Here is an 18,386-nt window from a genome sequence, read left to right on the forward strand (position 1 = left end):
GGCCGGCCCTGTTCTGACATTTCATCATGCAAATGTAACCCGTTGGGGCACAGGGTAAAAGAGTCTGCCGCCGAAGAATGGCACTCATCTGTGCTGGCGGCATGCCGGTATATGCTCGGAACGGAAATTATATGGTGATGAAAGGGCTGTTATTCAAGGGGAGCCGGCACCAAAAGGGGGAGGCCTGAGCCAGGCGAGATAAAAACTGACGCGCTTTGTAGCAGAAATCGCGGAAAAACCACGCCGGCGCGGAGAGGTGCCGGCGTGTGCATACAGGATCAGGCGGGCTGAAAGGCGGTGTCGTAGTAACGGATCGGCGATTCGGCGCCTTCATCGCCAAAGGTGACCATTTCCCAGGCATCGGTCTGCGCCAGCATGGCCCGCAACAGATTGTTGTTCAGGGCATGACCGGTCTTGTAGGCACAGAACTCACCCAGAATGCTGTGATTGCACATATACAGGTCGCCGATGGCGTCCAGCATCTTGTGCTTCACAAACTCGTCGGGATAGCGCAGGCCGTCCTCGTTGAGCACCTTGTACTCATCCAGCACCACAGCGTTTTCCAGGCTGCCGCCCAGCGCCAGGTTCTGGGAGTGCAGATACTCGATATCACGCATAAAGCCAAAGGTTCTGGCCCGGCTCAGTTCTTTCACAAAGGAGGCACCGGAAAAATCCAGTACCAGATGCTGACTGCGGCCTTCAAACACCGGGTGCTTGAAGTCGATGGTCAGATCCATGCGAAAGCCCTTGTTAAAGGGGCGCAGCTCGGCCCACTTGTCACCGTCTTCCACCCGTACCGGCTTTTTGATGCGAATAAAACGCTTGAGCGCGTTCAGCTCGCGAATACCACCGGACTGCAGCAGGTAAATAAAGGGATGAGAGCTGCCATCCATCACCGGCACCTCGGGGGCATCCACCTCGATATAAAGGTTGTCGATACCCAGCCCCGCCAGGGCGGCGGAAAGGTGCTCAATGGTGGATACCCGCACACCGGCATCGTTTACCAGGGCAGTGCACAGCATGGTGTCCTTCACCAGATCGGCGTCGGCCCGAATCTCGACCTGCGGATCCAGATCGGTACGACGAAACACAATACCTGTGTTGGCCGGCGCGGGAACAAAGCGCAGCTGCACCTTGTGACCGGAATGCAGGCCGATTCCGGTGGCCTGCACGGTATTTTTCAGAGTTCGTTGTCTAATCATAGGATTGTCCGTTAGTCAGATAGCCCGATTCGAACCATATAAAATGGCCACATATGCTAACACATTTTTGCCCGGTCACGCCAATTCAGCGTATTTTTCAGTCAGCCTGCTTGCGCAGAAAGGCCGGAATATCCAGGTAATCCAGATCGGTTTTGACCTGAGTATTGTCGGCATTCACCGCCAGCTTGCCGGGCTGTTCGTCGTGGCCGCTGTCGGCACGGCGCAGGCCGTTGTCGTCGCGGCTGTTACCGGACTTCACCAGGGTAATATCGGGCTTGCGCTCGGCACCGATGCCGGTGGCCACCACGGTGACCCGCAGCTCGTCGGTGATTTCCGGATCCAGTACGGTGCCCACCACCACGGTGGCGTTCTCGGAAGCAAAGGCCTTGACCGCGTTGCCCACGGTTTCAAACTCTTCGATGCTCATGTCGAGACCGGCGGTGATGTTGACCAGAATGCCCCGGGCGCCGGCCAGATCCACGTCTTCCAGCAGCGGGCTGGAAATGGCCTTCTCGGCGGCTTCCTCGGCTCTGTCTTCACCGGTGGCGTGACCGGTACCCATCATGGCGGTACCCATTTCCCGCATCACGGTACGCACGTCGGCGAAGTCGACGTTGATCAGGCCCGGACGGGTGATCAGTTCGGCAATGCCCTGAACCGCACCCAGCAGCACGTTGTTGGCCGCCTTGAAGGCATCCAGCAGGGAAATGCCCCGGCCCAGCACCTTGAGCAGCTTGTCGTTGGGAATGGTGATCAGCGAGTCAACGTGCTTGGCCAGCTCGTTGATGCCCTGCTGGGCGTAGTTCATGCGCTTTTTGCCTTCAAAGGCAAAGGGCTTGGTCACTACCGCCACCGTCAGAATACCCAGCTCCTTGGCCACCTCGGCCACCACAGGGGCGGCGCCGGTACCGGTGCCACCACCCATGCCGGCGGCAATAAACACCATGTCGGCGCCGTCCAGCAGATCGCGAATGGCGTCCTTGTCTTCCAACGCCGCATCGCGCCCTACTTCCGGATTGGCACCCGCGCCCAGGCCTTTCGTAATGGCGCTGCCGACCTGCAGGGTATGGTGGGCGCTGGCATTACGCAGCGCCTGGGCATCGGTGTTAATGGCCAGGAATTCAACCCCTTCCAGGTTTTCCCGCACCATGTGTTCAACGGCGTTACCGCCGCCGCCACCGACACCAACCACTTTAATGACGGCTTCCTGCTCGTGATCATTCATCAGTTCAAACATAGGATTACCCCTCTCTCCGCTTTGGTCCTGGTTTCCTGCCAGGATTAAAATTCACCACGCAGCCAGTTGCCAACCCGCTTGAGCAGGCCGCCGACACTGGACTTGCTGCTGTATTCCTGCTGAGGCATGGACTGATGTTCCTTGCCGTATTGCAACAAGCCTACGGCGGTGGAATACACAGGTGTCTCAACATAATCCGATAATCCCTTGACGCCACCAGGCTGACCGATGCGCACCTGGCACTGGAAAATCTGCTCGGCGCACTCCACCAGGCCTTCAATCTGGGCGGCGCCGCCGGTCAGCACCAGGCCGGCGGCCAGCTGATGCTTGACCCCGGCCTTCTTCAGCTCATGCTGTACCCGGGTCAGCTCCTGGTTGATCATGCCCAGCAGCTCGCTGTAGCGGGGCTCGATCACCTCCGCCAGGGTCTGGCGCTGCAGGCTGCGCGCCGGCCGGCCGCCCACACTGGGCACTTCGATGTTGTCTTCCTTGCTCACCAGCCGACTGAAGGCACAGCCATGGCGTACCTTGATGGCCTCCGCATCCAGGGGCGGCGTGCCAAAGGCGTAGGCGATGTCACTGGTCACCGTGCTGCCGGCATAGGGAATCACCCTGGTGTGACGCAGGGCGCCACCGGTAAATACCGCCATGTCCATGGTGCCGCCGCCGATGTCCACTACGCATACACCCAGCTCCTTTTCATCTTCGGTCAGCACCGCATAGCTGGACGCCAGGGCGCTGAAAATAAGCTGGTCTACCCGCAGCCCCAGGCGCTCCACGCACTTTTCAATGTTGCGCGCCATGTCGTTATGGCAGGTGATGAGATGCACCTTGGCATGCATGCGCACTCCCGACAGACCGATGGGGTTTTTGATCCCCTCCTGAAAGTCGATGGAGTACTCCTGAGGGATCACATGCAATACCCTGTGCTCATCGGACAAGCGCACCGACTTGGCGGTGTGGATCACATTGTCCATGTCTTCCTGGGTCACTTCCTCGTCGGACACCGGCACCATGCCGGTTTCGTTACGGCACTCGATATGCTTGCCCGACAGCCCCAGATACACGGAGGTGATCTGGCAGTCGGCCATCATTTCGGCCTCGTCCACCGCCCGTTTGAGGGATTTGACCACCGACTCGAGATCGTTCACGCCGCCCTTGTCCATGCCCTTTGCAGCATGGCTGCCCAGACCGATGATGTTCAGATCACCGTCCGGTAGCACTTCGCCCACCAGGGCGGTGACCTTGGCCGTGCCGATATCAAGCCCGACGATCAGATTTCGTTCCGCGCTCTTGGTCATTCTTCGTCTCTTCGTCCTGCTTCCATCCCACTGCCAGTCCGGTATCGTAACGCAGGTCGAGATAAGCCACTCGCTCGCGTCCGGTAATGCCCGGATAGACATTCACAAATCGTTGCAGACGGGCTTCGATGTCGTCCCGCCCCAGTATCAGCCTGACGCCGTCACTCAGGGTCAGCTCCCAGGAAAACCGTGGCGTCAGGTGCAGCCGGCTGATGTCATAGCCTTTGGTTTCCAGCAACGGCTTTAATCTCCGGTATTCTTCCAGCACACGAGCGGCTTCTTCGTCCGGGCCCGACAGCGCTATCAGCTCAAGCTCCCCTCTGTCGGCCTCAAACACCTCGCCATGAGTATTGACCAGGGCATCCTCGTTCCACAATGCCACCACCGGCTGCTCGACAATATAAACCCGCAGGCTGTCGGGCCACTGTTTGCGCACCGAGGCCTGGTATACCCAGGGAAGCTGCAGCAGTTGCTGTTGCACCCGGTCCACCTCCAGAGTGAAAAAGTTACCCACTTCGGGCAGCGCCAGCACCGACTGACGAATATCATCCCGGCTGACAAAGCGGTGCTCGCCCTGCACAATCAGGCTGTTTACCGGCACCTGGTTGGCCGCCGTGGCCCAGATCACCGCCTGCCAAAGGCTCCATAGCAGGCCGCTCAGCACCAGCAGAAAGAACACCAGACCAGACAGAAAACCCAGCCGGGTACGGGGAACAGCGGCCTCGCTCATGTCAGTCCGCCATTTCCAGCACGCGCACCACCAGCTGGTCAAAGTCGAGGCCGGCCACCCGGGCCGCCTTGGGCACCAGACTGGTTTCGGTCATGCCCGGCACCGTATTGACCTCCAGCAACCACCACTGACCGCTGCGATCACGCATCAGATCCACCCGGCCCCAGCCACTGGCGGCCACCGCGTCAAAGGCGCGCAGGCACAGCTCGCCCAGCTCCTGCTCTTCCGGCTCACTCAGGCCACAGGGGCACAGGTATTCGGTGTCGCCCGACTGGTATTTGGCCGAGTAGTCGTAAAAGGTGTGGGGTGTGCGCAGACGAATGGCTGGCAGCGCTTGCTCACCGAGAATGCTGACGGTGTATTCATCGCCGTCGATAAAACGCTCCAGCAGCACCTCGTCATCAAATTCAAAGGCTGCGTCAATGGCTGCGGCCAGCTCAGCGGCACTTGCCGCCCGGGCCATGCCGATACTGGAACCCTCGTGAGACGGCTTGACGAACACGGGCCCGCCAAAACGAGCCATCAGCTCACCGGCCTGCTCGGAGCGATAATGCTTGCGGCGCACGATTTCAAAATCGGCGGTGGGCAGCCCCATGGCGCGCCACACCTGTTTGGTGCGGATCTTGTCCATGGCCAGCGCCGCCCCCAGCACCCGGGAGCCGGTGTAGGGAATGCCCAGATGCTCCAGCGCACCCTGCAGGGTGCCGTCTTCGCCGCCCCGGCCGTGCACCACGATAAAGGCGCGGTCAAAGCCCTCTTCCTTCAGTTGCGCCAGGGGGTAATCCCGGGTATCTATGCCGTGGGCATTGACTCCCGCCCGCTGCAGACCGGCGAGCACGGCGGCGCCGGAGCGCAGCGACACTTCCCGCTCGGCGGAACGTCCGCCAAAGAGCACAGCCACCTTGCCGAATTGTTCCATCATTGCTCTCCTTGCTGTTTCATCGCCTCGACCGAGAGTTTAAAGGCACCCAGCTTGCGGGCCAGGGCGCCCACGTTGCCGGCGCCCTGAGTCAGTACAATGTCGCCGTCCTGCATCAGGTCCGCCAGCACCATGGGCACCTCATCGGGGGTGGCCACGTAAATGGGCTCCTGGCCCCGGCTGCGAATGCTGCGGCACAGGGCCCGGCTGTCGGCGCCGGGAATGGGTGATTCGCCTGCACTGTACACTTCCAGCAGGATCAGCACATCGCTTTTTGACAGGACATCGACAAAATCCTCATACAGATCCCGGGTGCGGGTGTAACGATGAGGCTGGTAAATGGTCACCAGCCGGCGCTCGGGCCAGCCGGCGCGCACCGCCTTCTGGGTGGCGCGCACCTCGCTCGGATGGTGGCCGTAATCGTCCACCAGCTTGACCCGGCCACGGCCGGTGTCGAACTCGCCATATTGCTGAAAGCGCCGGCCCACGCCCTCAAATTTTTTCAGCGCCGCCAGAATGGCTCCGTCTTCAATGCCATCTTCGCAAGCCACGGCAATCGCCGCCGCCGCATTCTGGGCATTGTGCCGGCCCGGCAGGTTGAGCTGCACGTCCAGGCAGCTGCCATCGGGACGGCACACGCGAAAACGGCTGTGATCCGCGCTCTGCTGAAAGTCTTCTACCCGGTAATCGGCTTCTGCATTAAAGCCATAGGTCACAAACTGACGGCCGATACGCGGCAGCAGGCTCTGCACCACCTCGTCATCGATACACAGCACCGCCAGGCCATAGAAGGGCAGGTTGTGCAGAAAATCGATAAAGGTGCCTTCCAGCTTGCTGAAATCGCCGCCATAGGTGTCCATGTGATCCGCTTCAATATTGGTGACGATGGAGACCATGGGCTGCAGATGCAGGAAGGAGGCATCGCTTTCATCGGCCTCGGCGATCAGATAGCGGCTGGAGCCCAGGCGGGCGTTGCAGCCGGCGCTGTTGAGCAGACCACCAATCACAAAGGTGGGATCCCGCTCCGCCTCGCCGTAGATGCTGGCCACCAGGCTGGTGGTGGTGGTCTTGCCGTGGGTGCCGGCCACCGCAACGCCGTGGCGAAAACGCATCAGCTCCGCCAGCATTTCGGCCCGACGCACCACCGGAATGCGCAGATCCCGCGCCGCCAGCAGCTCGGGGTTGTCGGCCTGAATGGCGGTGGACACCACCACCACGCTGGCTCCGGCTACCTGCCGGGCATCATGGCCCAGAAAAATGGTGGCCCCCATGGCCTGCAAGCGGTCGGTCACCGGATTATGGGCAATATCAGAGCCGGTAATGGCATAGCCCTCGTTGGCGAGCACCTCGGCAATCCCCCCCATACCGGCGCCACCGATGCCGATAAAGTGAATGCGTCTGACCCTTCTCATCTCGGGGATCATGCTTCTCAGTTTTGCCAGTTCAACCTTGGTCATGCCAGTCTCTCGTTTATTTCGCCAGGGCGCGCAGGCAGTCCGCCACCCGCACCGCCGCATCGGTAATCGCCAGTTGCCGGGCTCTGCCGGCCATGTCCAGCAGCTGCTCACGGCTGCCGGCCAGTTGTTCCAGTTGTTGCGCCAGTGCTGCCGGCGTGAGCATGCGCTGCGGCATCAGCAGGGCCGCGCCTTCATTCACCAGCGCCTGTGCATTTTTTGTCTGGTGGTCGTCCACTGCATGAGGCAGGGGCACAAAAATGGCGCCAATGCCCGCCGCAGCCACTTCCGATACCGTCAGCGCACCCGCCCGGCACACCACCAGATCGGCCTCGCCGTAGGCGGCGGCCATATCGGTAATAAAATCACTCACCTCGGCCTTCACCCCCTGCGCCTGATAGGCGGCCTGTACCGCCGTGCTGTTGCCCCGGCCGCACTGATGGCGCACCGTCATCCGGGCCTTCACCAGTGCCAGTGCCTCGGGCAGGGTCTCGTTAAGCACTTTCGCGCCCAGGCTGCCGCCCACCACCAGCAGCCGCAGCGGCTGCTCCCCGGTGCCTATCCGTTCGGCCGGGGCCGGCAGGGCCACCACCTCAGGGCGAACCGGGTTGCCAACCACCTCGCCCTCGTCAAAGGCACCGGGAAAGGCCATTAGTACCTTGCTGGCCATGCGTGCCAGCAGCCGGTTGGTCATGCCGGCGGCGGCGTTCTGTTCGTGCAGCACCAGCGGAATACCTGCCAGCCTGGCCGCCAGCCCGCCCGGGCCGGCGGCAAAGCCGCCCATGCCCAGCACCACATCGGGCCGGGTTTGCTTGAGTATGCGCCGGGCCTGGCGCACGGCATTGGCGATTTTAAACGGGGCTGAAAGCAGACGTTTGACCCCATTGCCACGCACGCCGGAAATACTGATGGTATGCAGCGGATAGCCATGCTTTGGAACCAGCTGAGCCTCCATCCGATCGGCAGTACCCAGCCAGTGAATGGTCCAGCCTTCCTGCTCCAGCAAGTCTGCCACCGCCAGTCCGGGAAAAACATGGCCGCCGGTACCGCCGGCCATCACCAGCAGGGTTTTGTTTTCGCTCACAATGCCTCCCGCTGTCTGGCCTGCATATGATCACGCCGCCATTCAAAGTCGATGCGCACCAGAATGGCCACGGCGGCACTCATCACCAGCAGGCTGGAGCCGCCGTAACTCACCAGGGGCAGGGTCAGGCCCTTGGTGGGCAGCATGCCCGAAGCCGCGCCCACATTGACCACGGTCTGAAAGCTGAACCAGATGCCGATGCCCATGGCGAGATAGCCCTCATATTGCCGGCCGCCATTGAGTACCTTCTGACCAATGCGCAGGGCCTTGAACGCCAGCCAGCACTGCAGCAGCAGCACCAGCATCACCCCGGTAAAGCCCAGCTCCTCGCCGAGAATGGCAAACACAAAGTCGGTGTGGGCCTCGGGCAGGTATTCCAGCTTCTGAATGGAGTTGCCCAGCCCCTCCCCAAACCAGCCGCCCCGGCCAAAGGCCATCAGCGACTGGGTCAGCTGATAACCGCTGCCAAAGGGATCGTCCCAGGGGTTAAGAAAGGAGGTCACCCGCTTGACCCGGTAGGGGGCCATGGCGATCAGGCCCGCCACCAAGGCGGCCCCCAGCAACACCAGGCTGATAAACTGGCCCATTCGTGCGCCGGCGATAAACAGCATGCCCAGCGTGGTCACAAACAGCACCACCACGGATCCCAGATCCGGCTGCATCAGCAGCAGAAACGACAACATGCCCATGACCGCCAGCGGCTTGAGAAACCCCTTCCAGTGACCACGCACCTCGTCCTGCTTGCGCACCAGAAAGCCGGCCAGAAAGGTAAACAGGGCCAGTTTGGCGATTTCCGCCGGCTGCACGTTAAAGAGGCCCAGCGCCAGCCAGCGCTTGCTGCCATTGATTTCGCGGCCGGCCACCAGCACCAGCACCAGCATGAGCAGCGCCAGGATCAGAAAGCTGCCGTTGTACTGTTGCCAGCGCTCCATGGGCACCTGCAGCACCAGCACACTGAGAAACAGACAAATCAGCAGAAAGCTGCCGTGACGCTTGACGAAATAAAAGGGATCGTCTCCCACCGCTATGCCCTCGGCAATGGAGGCGGACGACACCATCACCAGGCCAATAACCATCAGTGCCAGCGACAGGATCACCAGCTGACGGTCATAGATATGGCCCTGAGACGGGCGAAGCAGCCAGTCTGCACTCAAGGAGGGCAGCAGCCTCATAGGGCCTCCACCAGCGTGGCGAAGTGATCGCCCCGGACCAGGTAGCTGGAATACATGTCGAGGCTGGCGCAGGCCGGAGCCAGCAGCACCCAGTCACCGGGCTGCGCCTGCTGTGCGCACCACGATACAGCCTCACTCATATCGGCCACTTCATGGGTATTGTCACCCAGCTCAAGCAGCTGCGCCCGGTCCTGACCCAGGCAGGCCATACCGGCAATTCGCGTGCTGAGCAGCGGTACCAGAGGTCCAAAGTCCTGGCCCTTGCCCTGGCCGCCGGCGATCAGCCAGAGCCGGCCGGTCAGGCCATCGGCGATGCCGTCGATGGCCGCCAGGGTAGCCCCCACATTGGTGGCCTTGGAATCATTGATCCAGCGCACTCCCTGCTTCTCGGCAATAAACTGGCAGCGATGAGCCAGACCGCCAAACCGGCGCAGCACCGCCAGCTGGGCAGTGCGGGAAATGCCCGCTTCATCCGCCAGGGCCATGGCCGCCAGGGCGTTAAGCTGGTTGTGGGCACCGACAATACGCAGCTCGCGCACCGGTAACACCGGCTCGCCATGCACCGCCAGCCAGCGCTCACCCTGATGCTCGACGCGGCCATAGTCCTGCTCGTTCAGGCCAAAGCTCACCGCCCGGCTGCCGGCCGGCGGCAGCGTCTCACCGTCTTCCCGGTTATATACGCACAGACCGGCGCCATGATAGATGCCGAGTTTGGTGTCTCTGTAGTGGGCCAGGGAGTCGTAACGATCCAGGTGATCCTCGCTGATATTGAGCACGGTGGCGGCCAGTGCGTTGAGACCGGGGGTGGTTTCGAGCTGAAAACTGGACAGCTCCAGTACCGCCAGGTTGAGCGGCTCCTTCAGCAGCTCCAGCGCCGGCGTGCCGATATTGCCGCCCACGCCCACCGCCAGGCCCGCCTCCGCGGCCATCTCGCCCACCAGGGTGGTGACCGTGCTCTTGCCGTTGGAACCGGTAATCGCAATCACGGGAGCCCTGCACTCGCGCAGAAACAGCTCGACGTCCCCGATGATCTCAACGCCGGCCCCGGCCGCCTGCTGCAGCCCGGGGGTCGCCAGGGGCACGCCGGGGCTGGCGATGATCAGTTCGGCATTGAGCAATACCCCGGCATTGAGGCCACCAAAGTGGCACTCCAGCCCTTCAGGCAGCTGCTCGGCGCCCGGCGGCGCGGTCCGGGTGTCCATCACCACCGGGCGCACGCCCCGGCGCATGCAGTAATGCACACAGGAAAGCCCTGTCTGACCCAGTCCGATAATCACAGTGCGAGCAGGGATCATGGCGTTATCTCAGCTTGAGGGTGGCCAGGCCGGTGAGCACCAGCATCAGGGTAATGATCCAGAAGCGCACAATCACGCGAGGCTCTGGCCAGCCTTTCAGTTCATAGTGATGGTGAATGGGTGCCATGCGAAAGACCCGCTGGCCGCGCAGCTTGTAGGAGCCCACCTGCAGGATCACCGACAGGGTTTCGATCACGAAAATGCCGCCCATGATCACCAGCAGAAACTCCTGACGCACCAGCACGGCGATCACGCCAAGGGTGGCCCCCAGCGCCAGTGAACCCACATCGCCCATGAATACCTGAGCGGGAAAGGTGTTGAACCACAAAAAACCCAGGCCGGCACCGACAATGGCGGTACACACCACGGTCAGCTCGCCGGCATTGGCTACGTAGGGTATGTGCAGGTATTCGGCAAACTTGACGTTGCCGGTAGCCCAGGCCACCAGCGCAAAGCCTGCCGCCACCATCACGGTGGGCATAATGGCCAGGCCGTCGAGACCGTCGGTCAGGTTGACCGCATTGCTCGAGCCCACGATCACGAAGTAGCTGAGCACCACAAAGAACAGTCCGAGCTGGGGCATCACATCCTTGAAAAAAGGCACCACCAGCTGGGTCTGGGCCGGATCCTTAGCAATCCAGTAAACAAAGCCCGCCGCCGCCAGCGCCGCCGCCGACTGCCAGAAGTACTTCCAGCGGGCGATCAGACCGTCGGTATTCTTGCGCACCACCTTGCGGTAATCATCCACAAATCCGATAGCGCCAAAGGCCCCCAGCACAAACAGCACCACCCATACATAGGGGTTAGACAGCCGGGCCCACAGCAGCACAGACACAAAAATGGCAATCAGGATCATCAGGCCGCCCATGGTGGGCGTGCCCGCCTTGCTGAAATGGGACTCTGGACCGTCGTTGCGCACCACCTGGCCAATCTGCAGTTTCTGCAGCCGGCGAATAAGCCGGGGACCGATCCACAGCGACACCAGCAGACCGGTCAGAATGGAAATGATGGCCCTGAATGTGAGATAGGAAAAAACATTAAAAAAGCTGAAATGGGGAGTCAGCCATTCCGCCAGCCAGACTAGCATAGCTCTCCCTCCTGAATGGCCCGGACCAGTTGTTCCATCCGGGCACTGCGTGCACCCTTGACCAAAACGACCACCTTGTTGTGTGCAGCCAGGGCTGCTTTCAGCTCCGGCCACAGTTGTTGCTTGTTGTCAAAATGGCGACCCTGAGCCGCCGTTGCCGTTTGCCGGCTGTCCTCACCCACGGTCAGTACGGCATCAATGCCGAGCCGGCGGGCATGCTCACCCACCTTGACGTGCATCTCGCGGCTGTAATCACCGAGTTCGGCCATGTCGCCAAACACAAAAATACGGTAACCCGGCAGGCTGGCCAGGGTATCCAGACCCGCCAGCACCGAGGCGACGCTGGCGTTATAAGTATCATCCAGTACCGTCAGACCGGGTCGCGTCCATACCTGCAATCGCCCCTTTGCCTGCGCGAAGGCGGCAAGTCCGGTCGCAATCTCTGCCAGGGTGGCGCCCAGCTGCTCGGTGCCGGCGGCCGCCGCCAGGGCATTGGCCACATTGTGTTTGCCGGGCACCGGCAGTTGCACTTCCACCTCACCCTGAGGCGTCAGCAAGCGGAAACGGGCGCAGCCGGCAGCATCGAGACTGATATCACGGGCCTGATAGTCACGCCGATCGCCGAAATACGTAAGCTCCACCTGCTGTTTCCACAGGCTGCAGAAGGGACTGTCGCCGTTGGCGATGGCCACGCCATCAGGCTCCAGGCCGCTGTAGATTTCTCCCTTGGCCTGGGCGATACCTTCCAGGGAGCCAAAGCCTTCCAGGTGCGAGGCTTCCACATTGTTAATAAGCGCCACATGGGGCCTTGTCAGCGAGCTGGTCCAGGCGATTTCACCGATGTGATTGGCGCCCAGCTCAATCACCGCATAGTCGGTGCTCTCGCTCAGTTCGCACAGGGTCAGGGGCACGCCAATCTCATTGTTGAGGTTGCCCCGGGTGGCCAGCACTTCCCCTTTCTGGCGCAGTATGCTGGCAGCCATTTCCTTGACCGTGGTCTTGCCACAGCTGCCGGTAATGGCCAGCACCCGCGCATGGCTCTGCGCCCGCACCAGGCCACCGAGCACCCCCAGGGCCAGCCGGATATCGGCCACACGGACCTGGGGCAGGTCCAGATCCAGCCAGCGTTCCACCAGCAGGGCGGCAGCGCCCTGCTCCACCGCCTGGATAGCAAAGTCGTGGGCGTCAAAACGCTCACCGGACAGCGCCACAAACAGGCAGCCCTCATTCATGGGCTGACGGCTGTCGGTAGACACCGCCAGAATATCGCGGTCGGCACCGCGCAGCTCGCCGCCGGAGGCGGCGGCCAGCCGGTTCAGGGAAATCGCAATCACCGGGCGTCTCCCAGCAGGGCGGCCACGGTTTCCCGGTCGCTGTAATGGATGGTTTGCGTGCCCACTATCTGATAATCCTCATGACCCTTGCCTGCTACCAAAATGATGTCCCGCTCGTCCGCTGCGCCCAGAGCATGGGCAATGGCCTCGGTCCGGGAGTGAATAACGATGGCCTCCTCCGGCACATTCAGCCCGGCCTGCATGTCGGCGATGATGGCTTCGGGCGACTCGGTGCGCGGATTGTCATCGGTCAGGATCACCACGTCGGCGGCACTTTCTGCCGCCGCCGCCATCAAGGGGCGCTTGCCCCTGTCCCGATCGCCACCGCAGCCGGTCAGACACCACAGCCGGCCCCGGCAATGCTGACGCAAGGCCTGCAGTACCTGTTCCAGGGCATCCGGTGTGTGAGCGTAATCCACCACCACCAGGGGTTTGCCCGGGGCGGTAAAGGGCTCCATGCGCCCGGCCACCCCCACCAGTTTCGGGGCCGTTTCCAGCAGCCGTTCAAAAGACTCACCCAATACCAGCAGCGCGCCCATGGCGGCCAGCAGATTGGCGACGTTGAAACGGCCGATCAGGGGGGCGGATAATACACCATTCCCCCAGTCGGAGTTAATGGTCACTTTCACTCCGTCGCCGTAAAAATGTACCGTTTCCGCCACCAGCTGACGGCCGGGAAAATCTGCCAGCCGGCCATGCAGGCTGTAGGCCACGGCATTCGGGTAACGCCCCAGCCAACGCCGCCCGAGCACGTCGTCGGCATTGATCACTCGGCCCCCTTGGCACAGCTCAAACAGGCTGCGCTTGGCCTCGCCGTATTCGGCCATGGTGCCGTGATAATCCAGGTGATCCCGGCTCAGATTGGTGAACACCGCCACGTCAAAATCGAGCGCGGCCACTCTGTGCTGGTGCAGGCCGTGAGACGATACTTCCATGGCCACTCTGTGCGCACCTGCTTTCAGCATGGCTGCCAGTTCCGCCTGCACCTCCAGCGCCGAACCCGTGGTATTGACCGCCGGTCTGAGCTGGCCACAGAGGCCATTTCCAAGGGTGCCCATCACGCCGGTACTAGTGCCCAGCAGCTGACTCCAGTGGGCGATCAGCTGGGAGACGGTGCTTTTGCCGTTGGTGCCGGTGACCCCCACCAGCTGCAGTTGCCCGGAAGGCTCGCCGTAAAAGGCCCCGGCCAGCCGCGACAGCTGCTCCGGCAGCCGGTAAACCCCCAGCAGACGGTGGTCCTGAGCATTCAGGCCGGCCAGCTCGGGATCGTCGACCTGATACATCACCGCCGCTGCGCCCTGCTGCAGGGCGCTGTCGATAAAGCGGCGACCGTCGGTCTGATGACCGTTAACGGCAATAAACAGACAGCCGGGGGTGACACTCCGGCTGTCGAGGGTAATGCGATCAATGGCGATAGCCGGAGCCGAATGGCCCAGGGGAATCGCCAGTTCTCTAAGTGTGAGGGACAACGGCTGCCTCCTGTCCTGCCAGCTGGAATTGTTCTTCGGTAGCCGCATCGGGGCGAATGTTGAGCAGCTGCAGGGCACCACTCATCACCTCGGCAAATACCGGGGCCGCCACCTGGCCGCCATAATACTGATCGCCCTGGGGCTCGTTGATCACCACCACCATGGCCAGGCGGGGATCGCTCAAGGGAGCCACACCGGCAAACAGACCCACATAGTCGCTGCCATAGCCGCCGGCGATGGCCTTGCGAGAAGTCCCCGTCTTGCCCCCCACCCGGTAACCGGCAATGGCCGCATTGGTGGCGGTTCCGCCCGGCTTTACCACGCTTTCCAGCATGTGCAGCACCGCCTCGGCATGACGACGGGGAATCACCTGTTCCCCTGCCGGCCGCTGACTGCGCTTGACGATGCTCAGCGGATAACGCATACCGCCATTGGCCAGAATGGCGTAGGCCTGGGCCAGCTGCAGCGGCGTGACGGTAACACCGTAACCAAACGACAGCGTGGCCTGCTCGATATCGGACCAGCGCCGGCGCTGGGGCACCATGCCGGTGCTCTCGCCCACCAGCCCCATGCCCGAATCGATGCCCAGACCAAAGCGGTAAAGGGTATCGAGCATCTGGGCCGGCGTTTCTTCCATGGCCATGCGCACCATGCCCATGTTGGAAGAGCGCTGAAGCACGGTTTCCACGCTGATATTGCCGAGGTTACGGTGATCCGATACCCGTTTGCCGCCCAGCCGCATCCAGCCCGGATTGGTATCGATCATGCTGTCAGCCTTGATCACGCCGTTTTCCAGGGCACTCACCACTATCATCGGCTTGAGGGTGGAGCCGGGCTCATAGGCATCGGTTACCGCCCGGTTGCGGGCACGAAAGCCCTGATACTGGCTGCGGTTGTTGGGGTTGAATGAAGGCGCATTGACCATGGCCACCACTTCGCCGGTCTTGACATCCAGCATCACCAGCGAGGCCGAGGTGGCCCGGTGGAATTCAAAGGCGCGTTTGAGGGAACGGTAGGCCAGCGCCTGTACCCGCTGGTCTATGGTCAGCTCGATATTGTTGGCCTGACGCGCTTCCGATACCACTCCCAGATCCTCGATAACCCGGCCCAGGCGATCCTTGCGCACCTTGCGTTCGCCGGGCTGAGCGGTGAGCCAGTCGTTAAAGGCGCGCTCTATGCCTTCTATACCGGCACCGTCGATATTGGTCATGCCCACCAGGTGAGCATTGATCTCACCGGTAGGATAAAAACGCCGTTCTTCCGGCCGCAGGTGCACCCCCGGCAGGCGCAGCTTGCGAATATATTCGGCCACCGCCGGTGTCACCTGGCGCTGCAGGTAGACAAAACGTCGTTTGGGATCCTGCACTCTGGACAACAGCTTGTCGTGCGGCACCCCCAGCACTTCGGCCAGCGCCCGCCAGGCCTGCTCCTTGTCGAGGCTGTGCTCGGCATGGATCTGTTTGGGATCCGCCCACACCGCCTGCACCGGCACCGATACCGCCAGCTCTTCGCCGTTGCGATCCATGATCATGCCCCGGGAAGTATTGCTGACCGCAGTGGAGCGCAGGGAGCGCAGATCCCCTTCCAGCCGCAACCGATCCGGCGAGATCACCTGGATCCAGGCGGCCCGGGCAAAAAGGGCAAAAAAGGCCAGCAGGATGACGCCGCAGGTAAAGTAAAACCGCCCGCGGGCCAGCATGGGCTCTTTTTTCTGCTTTTTGCGCCAGCTCATGGTTGCATCACCAGTTTTTCCTTGCCCGGCTCGGGCCGTTTCATGCCCAGCTTCTCACGGGCCAGCGCCTCGATGCGGCTGTGCTCCATCAGGGTATTCTGCTCCAGCAAGAGATTGCGCCACTCAATATCGAGCTTGTCCTGCTCGGCCATCAGTTCGTTGTATTCACTGGTCAGCTGCCGGGTGCCATGGGTTACCACGATCACCGTCATGGCCGATACCACTGTCATGATGGCAAGCCCCAACAGCCATTTGTAACGCCACAGATCCAGCCCGATCTCCCGGGCCAGGTTGATGCGGCTGTCCATTACTCACCGGTCTCCAGCCGCTCGGCTACCCGCAATACCGAGCTGCGCGCACGGGGGTTGGCTGCCACTTCCTCAAGCGACGGCTTTTGCGCCTTGCCCACGCTCTTCAGCGTGCGACCACCGGCCAGCTGGGCTTCCGTCAGCGGCAGACCGGGAGGCACCTCGGGGCCCTTTTCCTGCTTGCGAATAAAGTGTTTGACCAGACGATCTTCCAGGGAGTGAAAGCTGATCACCGACAGCCGGCCACCCGGTGCCAGCACATCCAGCGCTCCTTTCAGCGCCTGTTCGATCTCGTCCAGCTCGCTGTTGATATAGATGCGAATGGCCTGAAAGCTGCGGGTGGCGGCGTGCTTGTTCTTTTCCTTGCTGGGGTTAACCCGGGCGATCATCTCCGCCAGCTGGCGGGTACGGGTCCAGGGGGTAGTCTGGCGGTCGTGCACGATGGCCCGGGCAATCTTGCGGGCATGACGTTCTTCACCAAAGGTTTTCAGCACCCAGGCAATGTCATCCATGTCCGCATGGTTGAGCCAGTCGGCGGCACTTTGGCCACTGGAGGGATCCATGCGCATATCCAGGGGACCGTCTTTCTGAAAACTGAAGCCGCGCTCGGCGTCATCCAGCTGAGGCGACGACACGCCCAGATCGAGCAGAACGCCGTCGACCTTGCCGGTCAGCCCTTCGGCTTCCATCATTCCGGCCAGACGTGAAAACGGTCCGTGCAGTATGCGAAAGCGGGGATCATTGATTTGCTCTGCCACGGCAATGGCCGCCGGATCCCGGTCAATGGCCAGCAGCCGGCCGTTGGGACCCAGTTTTGACAGAATATGGCGAGAGTGCCCGCCCCGACCAAAGGTACCGTCGACATAGATGCCGTCGGGGCGAATATTAAGACCGGCCACTGCTTCTTCAAGCAGAACGGTAATGTGTGCCTGTTGTTCACTCATGGTTATAGCGAAAAGTCCCGCAATCGTTCGGAGGATTCCCAGCCTTCGCTTTCCAGCGCCTGCAGGTCATCGTTTATTTGTTGTTGCCAGCGGGCATCGCTCCAGACTTCAAAACGATTGAGCTGCCCCACCAGCATGATTTTTTTCTCAAGCCCCGCATGCTGCCTGAGAGTGCCGGGAACCAGAAGACGTCCATGACCATCCAGCTCGCACTCGGTAGCATGCCCCAGCAGCAATCGCTGCAATCGCCGTTCCTGAGGGTGAGTGCTCGACAGACTACGCAGCTTTTTTTCTATCAGCTCCCATTCGCCAAGCGGATACAGCAACAGGCAGGGATGACTGATGTCGATGGTGCACACCAGCAGGCCGTCGCACTCTTCATGCAATGGCCCGCGATATCGGGTTGGTATGGCCAGCCGCCCCTTGCTGTCCAGGCTGATGGCATGGGCACCGCGCAGCATTCAGAGTCCTGTTGATTCCGCTTTGTTCCACAAAGATCCACTTTTTCCCACCGCACCAAGTGTAAGGAGCCAATACCGGCATTTCAAGCAAGGAAATAACGGCTCACGACAAAGGACTCTGTGGGCACTGGCCTTCAACGGGGCCGGTGAAGATATAAAGCAGAAAAAGAGGAAGGATTAAAATAAGGCGGAAAGCAAGCAGCGCAGCCATAGGCTGCGCTGCTGATAGAAAGTGGTTGAGCTGGCCTGTAAGCCGGGTTCTGTATCGGGCAAGCCCGATTGACAATCATTCCTCTAGGCCGGCAATCGCTCGCCGGCTCCAGCAACCTACCCGCCTCCAGCGCGGGCCGCGCCTGTAGGAGGCCTATTTGGTCTTGCTCCGGGTGGAGTTTACCGTGCCACGGACTGTTGCCAGCCGCGCGGTGCGCTCTTACCGCACCCTTTCACCCTTACCTGTGCCCTAAGGCCATCGGCGGTCTGCTCTCTGCTGCACTGGTCGTGGGCTCACGCCCCCCAGGCGTTACCTGGCACCCTGCCCTGTGGAGCCCGGACTTTCCTCCCCCTCGCCCGTCTGCCAAAGGCACAACGACGAGGCAGCGATTGTCCGGCCAGCTCGGCGCGCAGTGTACCTCAGCCGGGCCAGCGGTGCCAGTGTAA

Annotated in this window: 16 protein-coding genes and 1 other RNA gene; all 17 read right to left on the bottom strand. The window is 61.6% G+C overall.

The genetic code is table 11. From position 1 onward, the window contains the following. Positions 1-278: 278 nt before the first annotated feature. Positions 279-1,202, bottom strand: coding sequence for a UDP-3-O-acyl-N-acetylglucosamine deacetylase (lpxC, locus tag DA373_RS03160; protein WP_107850901.1), 924 nt, complete (start codon positions 1,200-1,202; stop codon positions 279-281). Between the two features lie 97 nt (positions 1,203-1,299). Next, the gene (gene ftsZ, locus DA373_RS03165) at positions 1,300-2,439 is read right to left on the bottom strand and encodes a cell division protein FtsZ (protein ID WP_107850902.1); all 1,140 of its coding nucleotides are present in this window, start codon (positions 2,437-2,439) and stop codon (positions 1,300-1,302) included. Between the two features lie 44 nt (positions 2,440-2,483). Next, positions 2,484-3,740: a cell division protein FtsA gene (ftsA, locus tag DA373_RS03170; RefSeq protein ID WP_107850903.1), complete on the bottom strand. Its 1,257-nt coding sequence runs from the start codon at positions 3,738-3,740 to the stop codon at positions 2,484-2,486. Beyond that, positions 3,700-4,470 (bottom strand): cell division protein FtsQ/DivIB, encoded by a 771-nt coding sequence (locus tag DA373_RS03175; protein ID WP_107850904.1) that lies wholly within the window; start codon positions 4,468-4,470, stop codon positions 3,700-3,702. The genes ftsA and DA373_RS03175 overlap by 41 nt, the downstream gene beginning before the upstream one ends. A 1-nt stretch (position 4,471) precedes the next feature. Further along, positions 4,472-5,392, bottom strand: a complete 921-nt coding sequence (locus DA373_RS03180; protein ID WP_232821176.1) for a D-alanine--D-alanine ligase — start codon at positions 5,390-5,392, stop codon at positions 4,472-4,474. Next, on the bottom strand, positions 5,389-6,846 hold the full coding sequence (gene murC, locus DA373_RS03185; RefSeq protein WP_107850906.1) for a UDP-N-acetylmuramate--L-alanine ligase: 1,458 nt from the start codon (positions 6,844-6,846) through the stop codon (positions 5,389-5,391). Before murC ends, DA373_RS03180 begins: the two co-directional genes overlap by 4 nt. Positions 6,847-6,859: 13 nt before the next feature. Continuing rightward, a complete protein-coding gene (murG, locus tag DA373_RS03190) occupies positions 6,860-7,927 on the bottom strand; it encodes an undecaprenyldiphospho-muramoylpentapeptide beta-N-acetylglucosaminyltransferase (protein ID WP_114692578.1) in 1,068 nt (355 codons plus the stop codon). Next, on the bottom strand, positions 7,924-9,099 hold the full coding sequence (gene ftsW / locus DA373_RS03195; protein WP_107850908.1) for a cell division protein FtsW: 1,176 nt from the start codon (positions 9,097-9,099) through the stop codon (positions 7,924-7,926). The genes murG and ftsW overlap by 4 nt, the downstream gene beginning before the upstream one ends. Continuing rightward, positions 9,096-10,394, bottom strand: a complete 1,299-nt coding sequence (murD, locus tag DA373_RS03200; RefSeq protein WP_107850909.1) for a UDP-N-acetylmuramoyl-L-alanine--D-glutamate ligase — start codon at positions 10,392-10,394, stop codon at positions 9,096-9,098. The genes ftsW and murD overlap by 4 nt, the downstream gene beginning before the upstream one ends. A gap of 4 nt (positions 10,395-10,398) precedes the next feature. Beyond that, positions 10,399-11,481: a phospho-N-acetylmuramoyl-pentapeptide-transferase gene (gene mraY, locus DA373_RS03205; protein ID WP_107850910.1), complete on the bottom strand. Its 1,083-nt coding sequence runs from the start codon at positions 11,479-11,481 to the stop codon at positions 10,399-10,401. Then, positions 11,475-12,815: a UDP-N-acetylmuramoyl-tripeptide--D-alanyl-D-alanine ligase gene (locus tag DA373_RS03210; protein ID WP_107850911.1), complete on the bottom strand. Its 1,341-nt coding sequence runs from the start codon at positions 12,813-12,815 to the stop codon at positions 11,475-11,477. The genes mraY and DA373_RS03210 overlap by 7 nt, the downstream gene beginning before the upstream one ends. Beyond that, positions 12,812-14,284, bottom strand: a complete 1,473-nt coding sequence (gene murE, locus DA373_RS03215) for a UDP-N-acetylmuramoyl-L-alanyl-D-glutamate--2,6-diaminopimelate ligase (RefSeq protein ID WP_107850912.1) — start codon at positions 14,282-14,284, stop codon at positions 12,812-12,814. Before murE ends, DA373_RS03210 begins: the two co-directional genes overlap by 4 nt. Next, positions 14,268-16,016, bottom strand: a complete 1,749-nt coding sequence (locus DA373_RS03220; RefSeq protein WP_107850913.1) for a penicillin-binding transpeptidase domain-containing protein — start codon at positions 16,014-16,016, stop codon at positions 14,268-14,270. Before DA373_RS03220 ends, murE begins: the two co-directional genes overlap by 17 nt. After that, the gene (gene ftsL, locus DA373_RS03225) at positions 16,013-16,324 is read right to left on the bottom strand and encodes a cell division protein FtsL (protein ID WP_107850914.1); all 312 of its coding nucleotides are present in this window, start codon (positions 16,322-16,324) and stop codon (positions 16,013-16,015) included. Before ftsL ends, DA373_RS03220 begins: the two co-directional genes overlap by 4 nt. Beyond that, entirely contained in the window at positions 16,324-17,268 is a 945-nt protein-coding gene (gene rsmH, locus DA373_RS03230) for a 16S rRNA (cytosine(1402)-N(4))-methyltransferase RsmH (protein WP_107850915.1), read from the bottom strand. Before rsmH ends, ftsL begins: the two co-directional genes overlap by 1 nt. 2 nt (positions 17,269-17,270) lie before the next feature. Then, positions 17,271-17,729 (bottom strand): division/cell wall cluster transcriptional repressor MraZ, encoded by a 459-nt coding sequence (gene mraZ, locus DA373_RS03235; RefSeq protein ID WP_107850916.1) that lies wholly within the window; start codon positions 17,727-17,729, stop codon positions 17,271-17,273. Between the two features lie 233 nt (positions 17,730-17,962). Continuing rightward, positions 17,963-18,345, bottom strand: an RNA gene (rnpB, locus tag DA373_RS03240) — RNase P RNA component class A. Positions 18,346-18,386 lie beyond the last annotated feature (41 nt).

Source organism: Oceanimonas marisflavi, assembly GCF_003049725.1.
In the GTDB taxonomy this organism is placed as follows: domain Bacteria; phylum Pseudomonadota; class Gammaproteobacteria; order Enterobacterales; family Aeromonadaceae; genus Oceanimonas; species Oceanimonas marisflavi.

Excerpts from the sequence above, each read along its gene's own strand:
- DA373_RS03180 (WP_232821176.1), bottom strand. The coding sequence starts at position 5,392 with ATGATGGAACAATTCGGCAAGGTGGCTGTGCTCTTTGGCGGACGTTCC.
- murD (WP_107850909.1), bottom strand. The coding sequence starts at position 10,394 with ATGATCCCTGCTCGCACTGTGATTATCGGACTGGGTCAGACAGGGCTT.
- ftsL (WP_107850914.1), bottom strand. The coding sequence starts at position 16,324 with ATGGACAGCCGCATCAACCTGGCCCGGGAGATCGGGCTGGATCTGTGG.
- ftsW (WP_107850908.1), bottom strand. The coding sequence starts at position 9,099 with ATGAGGCTGCTGCCCTCCTTGAGTGCAGACTGGCTGCTTCGCCCGTCT.
- lpxC (WP_107850901.1), bottom strand. The coding sequence starts at position 1,202 with ATGATTAGACAACGAACTCTGAAAAATACCGTGCAGGCCACCGGAATC.
- mraY (WP_107850910.1), bottom strand. The coding sequence starts at position 11,481 with ATGCTAGTCTGGCTGGCGGAATGGCTGACTCCCCATTTCAGCTTTTTT.
- DA373_RS03220 (WP_107850913.1), bottom strand. The coding sequence starts at position 16,016 with ATGAGCTGGCGCAAAAAGCAGAAAAAAGAGCCCATGCTGGCCCGCGGG.
- ftsZ (WP_107850902.1), bottom strand. The coding sequence starts at position 2,439 with ATGTTTGAACTGATGAATGATCACGAGCAGGAAGCCGTCATTAAAGTG.
- DA373_RS03175 (WP_107850904.1), bottom strand. The coding sequence starts at position 4,470 with ATGAGCGAGGCCGCTGTTCCCCGTACCCGGCTGGGTTTTCTGTCTGGT.
- ftsA (WP_107850903.1), bottom strand. The coding sequence starts at position 3,740 with ATGACCAAGAGCGCGGAACGAAATCTGATCGTCGGGCTTGATATCGGC.
- murC (WP_107850906.1), bottom strand. The coding sequence starts at position 6,846 with ATGACCAAGGTTGAACTGGCAAAACTGAGAAGCATGATCCCCGAGATG.
- mraZ (WP_107850916.1), bottom strand. The coding sequence starts at position 17,729 with ATGCTGCGCGGTGCCCATGCCATCAGCCTGGACAGCAAGGGGCGGCTG.
- rsmH (WP_107850915.1), bottom strand. The coding sequence starts at position 17,268 with ATGAGTGAACAACAGGCACACATTACCGTTCTGCTTGAAGAAGCAGTG.